The following is an 8,154-nucleotide window of genomic DNA, read 5'->3' on the forward strand; positions in this document are numbered from 1 at the left end:
AACGCATTCCCGGCGCGAGCTCCGGCAGGTCGCTTTCCGCCTGGGCGGTGAGTGCTTCACGGCGCAGGTGTTCTACCCGTATACGGGTAAAGGGTTTACCGGAGGCATCCTCTTTATAGCGGCCGGGATAGTCAAAATGCTCGTAGTCGCTGCGCTGTCCATGCTGCTCGACCTCGTGGCCCAGATGCTTGTGCAGCTGGGCGTAGGCCGGGTTCTTGAAGGTGTAGTCTTTCAGGGTGGCGGAGGCGGGCGCTATACGCGCCGTCTGGCGAAGTTTTCGCACATGGCGAGTAGGCGCCGTGCCGCCGGCGCGGCTGTGGTAGGTGCGCTCGCCTAGATTCGCCAGCACCTGGGGGTCATCGGCGAATACCAGCCGGTGGGCGCTCTCTTCGAACTCATGGAAGTAGAACGGGCCCTCTTCGGCGGCCAGGCGTTCGATAAACGCCAGGCCGGTCTCGCGGTACTGCACGCAGTACTCACGCTCGGGCAGTTCGCGGGTAACGGCAAAAGCCGCGTCGGTGATGCTGCGCTCATCGAGGAGGATATTGATGATGGCGAGCGGGTCGACTTTCTGGAAGATGCGCGAGTTGTGGCGCAGCGATAGCCGCCAGAGCCCGGGGCGCAGCACCAGGGAGTAGAAGGTGCGCCGGTGGCCGCGGTCGCCGCGGCCAAACTCGCTGACGATACCGTGCACTTGGCGCAGCGCTTCACCATCCTGCCAGATGGTCAGCGTGGCTTCGCGGTCCAGCAGCTCCGCGGCGTCCAGGCTGCCGTCGCGGCTGGCCAGGTTGACCACCAGCTACACGCAATGATGGGAACGCGTTTAACCAAGAGGCAGGAGTAGTGTGAAAGTATGCGAGGCATAGCAATTTCTATTTTCACACCCGACCTCAGATGAACTAAACACGTAGTAGTGCTTATTCCGGCAACGTCGCAAAGTGCGAATGAACAACAAGTCTTCCTTCACGATAGGTCGTATCAGGAAGGCGCTGCCTAAAGAATGCTAAGCACTTATCAAACTCTTGATTACGACAATAGATTTTACTGTAAACAGAATAGTGCGACCCATCCTCGTTATACCAAGTAAAACGTAACCCAATCAGATTACGCCTCCTCCAAACGGCGATATCTTCTGCATTCGGCCAATCTATCTCATGGTATTCTTCATTTCTAACCATAGATTGATAGCCTTTAGAATTACCCATCAACGCCGCCATAACACCAATCCCGATAGGGCCAATAGCTGCAATAATAAAACTGGGGTTAACCCACACCAAAAACAGGACCACAACCCCAGACACTATCGCTGTCCATTTCATGATTGGTTTGACTGAGTCAATTTGCGATTTCCAGGAAAATACTTCAATACTTTTATTAGTTAATCGATAAACTATAACAGCTGTTTGATGAGTCATACCCATAGTAATGAGAACACCAAATACAAACACTCCCCCCCCGCCCAAGATCGAGGCTAGATAATTAGACTCTGCTGAAAAAATTAACAAACCAAAACTTAAGCTAAACAAAAACAATATAAAAAATAAAATATTGGCAACAAATGTATTGTAGTCCCGGACACGTATCTGCCATGTCATTATCGCTGGCTCATCCATGTGCTTCCAAGGCATTTCGACCACGTAATCTCGCTTAGGTTGAATAAACCACATTATCATTGCCCTCTTTAATTAGTTAAACAGTAGGCACTGTTAGAGGTACTTTGGTCGAATTATCTACACCGCGGTAGCGTTCGCTCACCTCTACGTCACTATTCCCCTTACTGGGTTCCGCTTTATAGAAGGTGAAACTTAGTCCTCCATTAGTGTCGCTATAAATAGCTTCATCAAAAGCCACTTCCATTAAAAAAGGCTTTCCTTCTGCAAGTTGTTCAGCGGGAAGCCACGCCTGCCATACGCGCCACGGATCATCTGCCTGGTAATTGGAGTTGCCGGGCAGCTCCCGTGCTTCCCCTTGTAGTGGGCATTCTTGAAAACTTGCAGCAGGTTCGACCAGCCTCCTGCCGGTGAACCTGATACAATCTGGGAAACAAACTAAGCAGGCAGAGGCTACCAATAATCATTAAGCATCAGGCATGTTACAATTAAATTTAAGCCTATCTACACAAAAATCAAGAGAGCTTGATTGCTTTAAACATGATAAACGTCAAATTTTCCCTCTATTACCGGCGTATCAGGAATATTCGATTTAAAATAGTCAAGAACATCATCGTACTTGCTCTTGGGTATGAATATAGCTTTCACAAAGTTTTTCATTTCCTCGCCTGTATCAGGATTATTCCAGTACAAGTTCAAACCAATAATATTTCTGTCTGGGTAAGCATAAATATTTTTCGCCTCCCGCCATGCAATCTCATATTCCATCTGATTTCGCGCCATGGACTGGTAGCTTCTGGAATTACCCATTAACGCCGCCATAATACCAATACCAACGGGGCCAATAGCTGCAACAATAAAGCTAGGGTTAATAAACACCAAAAACAGCACCACAATACCAGACACTATAGCTGTCCATTTCATGACAGGTTTGACTGAGTCAATTTGCGGCTTCCAAGAAAAAACCTCTATACGTTTATCCGTTAGACGATATACAATAATTGCGGTTTGAAAAAAAATACTCATTGCTATAGGAGCGCATAAGAATAACACAGCAAGAGGTATTAAGTTAAAAAAACTCAACACACCTCTCTCACCACCAGCTTTAAAAATCAACAGGGACAAAAACAACCCACTAACAAAAAGCCATATAAAAAAAAGCAAATTAGCGATAAATGTATTGTAATCACGCGCACGAATTTGCCACGTCATTATCGCTGGCTCGTCTAAGTACTTCCAAGGCATTTCGGCTACGTAATCTCGCTTGGGTTGAATAAACCACATTTTCGCTAAACTCTTAAATTAGTTAAACAGTAGGTACCGTCAGGGGAACTTTGATGGAGTTGTCGGTACCGCGATAGCGTTCGCTCACTTCTACCTCGCGTTTACCCTGACTGGGTTCCGGTTTAAAGAAAGTGAAACTGAGCCCTCCATTGGTGTCACTATAAATGGCTTCATCATAGGCCACTTCCATTAGAAAGGGCTCTCCGGCTGCTAGCCGTTCAGCAGGAATCCACGCTTGCCACACTCGTAACGAATCACCTGCTTGGTACTGGGAGGACTCGGGCAGCTCGCATGCCTTTCCCAGTACCGGATGTTCTTGAAAGCTTGCAGCGGCAGCCCAAAAACCTCCAGCTACTTGCTCAGACACTGAGACGATTTCCCCCGCCAGCATAGCGGGCAGGGCCAACTGCACCCAATACCCCTGCAGGGTGGTGATCTGCCTACCTGGGGAGTAGGGCGATATGGTATCTGACATATCAAACTCTGTTTTCACCACCGGCATCAGCTTAAGAGCTGGGGTAAACAATGCCTCATTCAAAGCGCGCAACTCAGCAGTGTTCTCTTCATCGCTACCCGACCATTTGTTGGCGTTGCCCCAAGTACTTTGATAAAGCCAAAGTCGCACCCCATCACGGCGGTAGTGATCGGCTAACATGGATGAAATTAAATAGCCTACGCTAAGGGCTAATAATGCCCAGCTAGCCCAAGGTGCCAATATCCAACCAAAGGCAACCCAGCGACCAGCTACCGCCCCCAATAGTTGAGCCCCTCCAACCATAGACATTCCTGCTGTGAAACTGAACTTCGACCATAGGGCCACACTTTCCGCTTGGCTTGAGGCTTGACTTGTTGCCTGAAAAACCTGCCAAGACTCTACTCCAGCACCAATCGCTGCAAACGCCGACATCCCTGCTACCCGGCTGGCCAATCGTCCAGCTAAACGGGAGACTTCTGCATTTCCTGCAATGTTTAACCAACGCTGGCTTCCTGCTTGCGTTATTTTTAAAGTGCTCGTACCAAAACTTGCTGTACGATTAGCATAGCACTGCCAATAAGGCATGACCCATAGTGACAAGACTGCTGCCGTGGCATAGCTCGCTTGGCTGGCGATCTTTTCCATATCTGCCTGACTCACGCCTTCTTCTTGGGCGGTGCGAATGCTGTCACTAACATTTAGCAGGTTAAGTACAGCTACTAGCAGCGGCAAACCACCGATGCCCCGACTATCCATCCAGCGTGTCATGCGCTGTCGAGCAGCGGCCACACCGCCTGCTGCCTGCTCGGTACGTAACCGATTTTGCTCACGCAATTCGTCAAACCCTAGTGTTTCGGTAAAGCCTCCCGCAGCATCAGCGCCCTGATACGCCATAAAGCGCTTGGGCTCTTTTGTACCAAGATCAGCAAGGGCTTTCTGTTGGGCGCTAATATCCCGAAGTTGAGAAGCGCGCGCTTGACGTGTGGCTGGCCTGGCAAGCGCAGCTTGCTGACCTTTTAATCGATTCTCACGGCGTATTATGTCGTTTCGCCAGCGACGATGACGAGCTTCAAAGTCCTCAGTGCGTACTAAACGAGAATTTACGTTTAAATTATCTGGATGAATGAACGCGGCCAGCATCGCGTTAGTAACTCCCCTCACTACCGCTTGAGCACCAACCTGTGCACCCGCGCTAGCAGCAGGCAGCGCTTGATAGGCGAGCGTTTCCCAGGCGGTTTTGCCAGTACCCGCCACAACGGCTTGTATTACTTCAAAACTATCTTTAAACGGACGGGCTAGCTTCTGGTAAATTGCCGACTGCTGTACGCTCTCAAGATCCAATACTCCTTTGGCATTACCCACTACATTTCCTGCGTCCGTGGCATTACTGATACTGAAACCGCCATCTTCTTCTCTAGGTGCAGCGCCTTCCGACCACTCGTGGGCAATGGCGTCAAAAGCAGTGCCTAATGCAGGCGTAAAATTGAGCAGGCTAGTGCCAATCAACGTGTCACGCTCAAGAAATGTTTTTGTCAGCCACTCTCGCCCTGTTTCGGTAGCGCCGACCGCCTGGCTCACTAGAAAAGCAAATTCTAACAATTCTCGGCTTTGTTGCTGTTCACAGGGGTCATAGCACACCGCTTCCCCCTCAGCTGGTAACCGGTCAAGCCAAGTTAATGCATCATCAAGGCTGGCTTGCACGTGGCTCTGTAAGCGCTCGAGTTGTGGCTGATAGGTGTTGATATACCCAACCGCCTCCTGGTATCGCACATCATTGATCCAAAGACTTTTCTTTTCCAAAGCTTCCAAATCATCACTATTGGGAGAATCAATGCCCAGTGCCTCTAATTCGGCATCAATAGTCGATAACTGCTCTTCATACTGGTGCTCTGCAACAGGATCAAGACGTTCGATATTCGCGCTGCGATTCATGGTGGCAGCAACCTCTTGCAACCGCATAGCTTCTAATCGTTGCTGAATCAGCTCTCGGGCGTGACGTAACTTAACGGGGTCTTGCCGCACTTGATCTGGCATACCACTTTCATCCAGACCACATAAGGTTTGAGTGATTAATGCCGTCTCTAAACGATGGCCATGCTCATCCAGAAAGGCCTCAAGCTCAAGTTGCCGCCCCAACAGCGTAAAGATCAAATCATTGACAATTCCCAAGTCATCATCAAGCGCAACAAAAATAGCTTCATCGTGTTTTTCAACGTCTGACAGGACGCTGTCTTGAGTAATTTCAGGTTTTACGGCGAGTAGAGGATAAGTGCTCTCCTCTTCATCCCCGCCTTCGCTATCCGCTTCCTCTCTTTCGGCCGTCGACACCGTCGTACTGGTAAACCCATCCACCGCGCCATTGGGCGTGATATCCGCTACCTGCTCGCCAAGCTGCGTGATCGGGCCAGCATGGGGGGCAAGCGATGCGCAATCGCCCACGGTATTTATCGCCGCTATCAAGTCGACGGAACGCATCCTACGTTGGCGAACGTCAGCGTTTTCCAGCACGTATTCGCGAATACGCTCCGTCCACTTCACCGAAGAGTACGCCATGGCGATAGAAACGTAGGTGGGATACGTTAAATGAGAAGCCCCATTGAACGTAGCACCTTCTATGAGGTACTCATCAAGACGCCTCTCGCCCTCCTCGCTTACCCAGACGTAAAGCCAGCCATCCCGCAATTGCCGCATTGTGTAATCACGGGTCTCGATCTCGGGGTAGCCAGGCCCCTGCCACTTTTCCGCTATCGGATGTGGGCCGGGCGTCCCGGCCTCGGCGGGGGCCTCATCAATGGCATAGCGAACGGGAAAAATATCGATGTCGATAAACAGTGGGCAGACACCACCCCCTACGGGCGTTTCATCAAAGGCGGCGTCGCGAGATTGTGCCTGAACATCCGAGTTAGCCATGCGTGTCCTCGTTTTTTAATCGTGATACCTGCGCGATGCTCTCCGGGGGCGTCTCTTGACTTCGACTCCAGACATCTAGCGCATAAAGTTGCTCTTGCCTGGAAAGCGGCTGATGACCACCGATTTGCATCATCCAGCGGTCATATAAACCGCCACGCGCCGAAATGAAACCGTCGCCCCAACGCAAACTCAAACTGAGCCAAATGGCGACCTGGCGCTCCGTACTGGCCCCCCAGGCGGCGGCATCGTCCAGGCGTTCGTCAAGCCATCGGCCTCTATTCTCGACGGGAAGGTGCTGCCAATGTTCAGGCATATGCTTTCTGAAATAACTCGTCAGGCGCTCCTTGAGCTGCCAGCGGGCCATCGCCTCCAGCGCGGCGAGCTGTGCCCTCCCCATGGGCGGGAAAGTACTTGCCTCGCTCACCGAGGGTGGTGCCTGCCGGAGATGCGATTGAAATGGTTGCCACGTCACCGGGCGTGGCTCTGCCCAGTTAGGCGCCCAATCGGCCACCCACCACGTATCGATAGGGCCCAGAATGTCCGCTGGCACGGCACTTACGTAACTGCTCAACCAATGCCTGGTGACGAGTGGATCAGCAAAGCGCAGCAATTGCTCGCGCCCCCCTTCCCCGTTAAACGTCACGAACTGGCCCAGGTGCCTGCTCAACTCGCTGGTGCTCGCCTGGCTGCTCAATAACGAAAGCGAGCGATACACTTTGCTGTCATCGTTAGCGCACGCGTCATCCGCTAAACGGCTGCTTTTGAGGCGCACCAGTATCGGGCCCTGCTCGGCTAACGATGCCCAGCGAGTCATGAGATAAAGCGGCTCGATGTCCTCGATGTCATCGCAGCTATACAGACGCCTGAGCGCATCGGGGTAACGCACGCCATCCACCAATGCATGTGTCACTGCCTGCGGTCGTTGCATCTATCGGTTTCCCTGGCTCACGTCTTCACAAATCTCGCAGCGGGCGGGTGCTTTCAGTAACGTTTTAAGCTGCGCCGGGCGATTGATGGGCGGTACTATCTGATGGTGCTGAGCCTCCGCCTGCCCCGGCAACCGCGGCGCCTGTGCCGCCTGACCACTCCCCGACCCCGGGCTGCCGCCGGAATTGATCTTGACCTGCGGTCCGACGATGGTGACGCCGCTAGGGTCGATTTTCAGGAAGCTGCCGCCGGCTTTCAGAGTGATTTCAGCACCGGCTTCGATCACCACCTTCATGCCCGCCTTGTGGTGAATCTCCTGCCCGGCTTCCACCAGCTGCGCCTGGCCGATGTTGTCGTGGCGAGTGCCGTTCACGGTGAGGTGGTCGTCGCCGTCCACCTGGCTGAAGCGGTTGCCGTGTACCGTGTGGTGGTCATCGTTGTCAATTTCGCTGATGCGGTCGTTGTGCACCTTGAGGTGGCTGTCGTTCTGGATCTCTTCAGTGCGGTCGTTGAGCGTCAGAAGCTCCAGGTCTTTCTGGGCATGGAGCCAGATCTGCTCTTCCCCTGCTTCGTCCTCGAAGCGCAGTTCATTGAAGCCTTCAGCCTTGTGGCTCTGGGTACGCAGCACCGTGCGCGTCTTGTGCTCGGGCAGCGGGTACGGGGCGGTGTTGACGGCGTGATAGGTACGCCCGGTGACCAGCGGCTGATCCGGGTCGCCTTCCAGGAAGGAAACGATCACCTCGTGGCCGATGCGCGGAATGGCAATACTCCCGTAGCCGCCACCGGCCCAACCTTGCGAGACGCGCACCCAGCAGCTCGCGGTTTCATTGGGTTCGGCGTAGCGGTCCCAGGGGAACTGCACCTTCACCCGGCCGTGTTCGTCGCAGTGGATCTCTTCGCCTTCCGGCCCCACCACGAAGGCGACCTGGGGGCCGTCCACGCGGGGTT

General features: G+C 52.8%; 5 protein-coding genes and 1 pseudogene. All 6 read right to left on the minus strand.

The window, feature by feature from the left end; genetic code table 11:
• Positions 1 to 799: pseudogene (gene tssI, locus HW452_RS17190) on the minus strand (type VI secretion system tip protein TssI/VgrG); the annotation flags it as partial.
• Between the two features lie 118 nt (positions 800 to 917).
• The gene (locus HW452_RS17195) at positions 918 to 1,667 is read right to left on the minus strand and encodes a hypothetical protein (protein ID WP_224107325.1); all 750 of its coding nucleotides are present in this window, start codon (positions 1,665 to 1,667) and stop codon (positions 918 to 920) included.
• Positions 1,668 to 2,144: 477 nt separating this feature from the next.
• Entirely contained in the window at positions 2,145 to 2,894 is a 750-nt protein-coding gene (locus HW452_RS17200; RefSeq protein WP_224107326.1) for a hypothetical protein, read from the minus strand.
• Between the two features lie 22 nt (positions 2,895 to 2,916).
• A complete protein-coding gene (locus HW452_RS17205; RefSeq protein ID WP_224107327.1) occupies positions 2,917 to 6,279 on the minus strand; it encodes a T6SS effector BTH_I2691 family protein in 3,363 nt (1,120 codons plus the stop codon).
• Positions 6,272 to 7,207, minus strand: coding sequence for a DUF4123 domain-containing protein (locus HW452_RS17210; RefSeq protein ID WP_224107328.1), 936 nt, complete (start codon positions 7,205 to 7,207; stop codon positions 6,272 to 6,274). The genes HW452_RS17205 and HW452_RS17210 overlap by 8 nt, the downstream gene beginning before the upstream one ends.
• Positions 7,208 to 8,154, minus strand: a 947-nt coding sequence (locus HW452_RS17215) for a type VI secretion system Vgr family protein (protein WP_224107329.1), incomplete at its 5' end; no start/stop codon positions are given.

It is taken from the genome of Vreelandella aquamarina (assembly GCF_020075495.1).
GTDB classification, from domain to species: domain Bacteria; phylum Pseudomonadota; class Gammaproteobacteria; order Pseudomonadales; family Halomonadaceae; genus Vreelandella; species Vreelandella aquamarina_A.

What these genes read in the sequence shown, in the direction of transcription:
- HW452_RS17205 (WP_224107327.1), bottom strand. Translation starts at nt 6,279, where the DNA reads ATGGCTAACTCGGATGTTCAGGCACAATCTCGCGACGCCGCCTTTGAT.
- HW452_RS17210 (WP_224107328.1), bottom strand. Translation starts at nt 7,207, where the DNA reads ATGCAACGACCGCAGGCAGTGACACATGCATTGGTGGATGGCGTGCGT.
- HW452_RS17195 (WP_224107325.1), bottom strand. Translation starts at nt 1,667, where the DNA reads ATGTGGTTTATTCAACCTAAGCGAGATTACGTGGTCGAAATGCCTTGG.
- HW452_RS17200 (WP_224107326.1), bottom strand. Translation starts at nt 2,894, where the DNA reads ATGTGGTTTATTCAACCCAAGCGAGATTACGTAGCCGAAATGCCTTGG.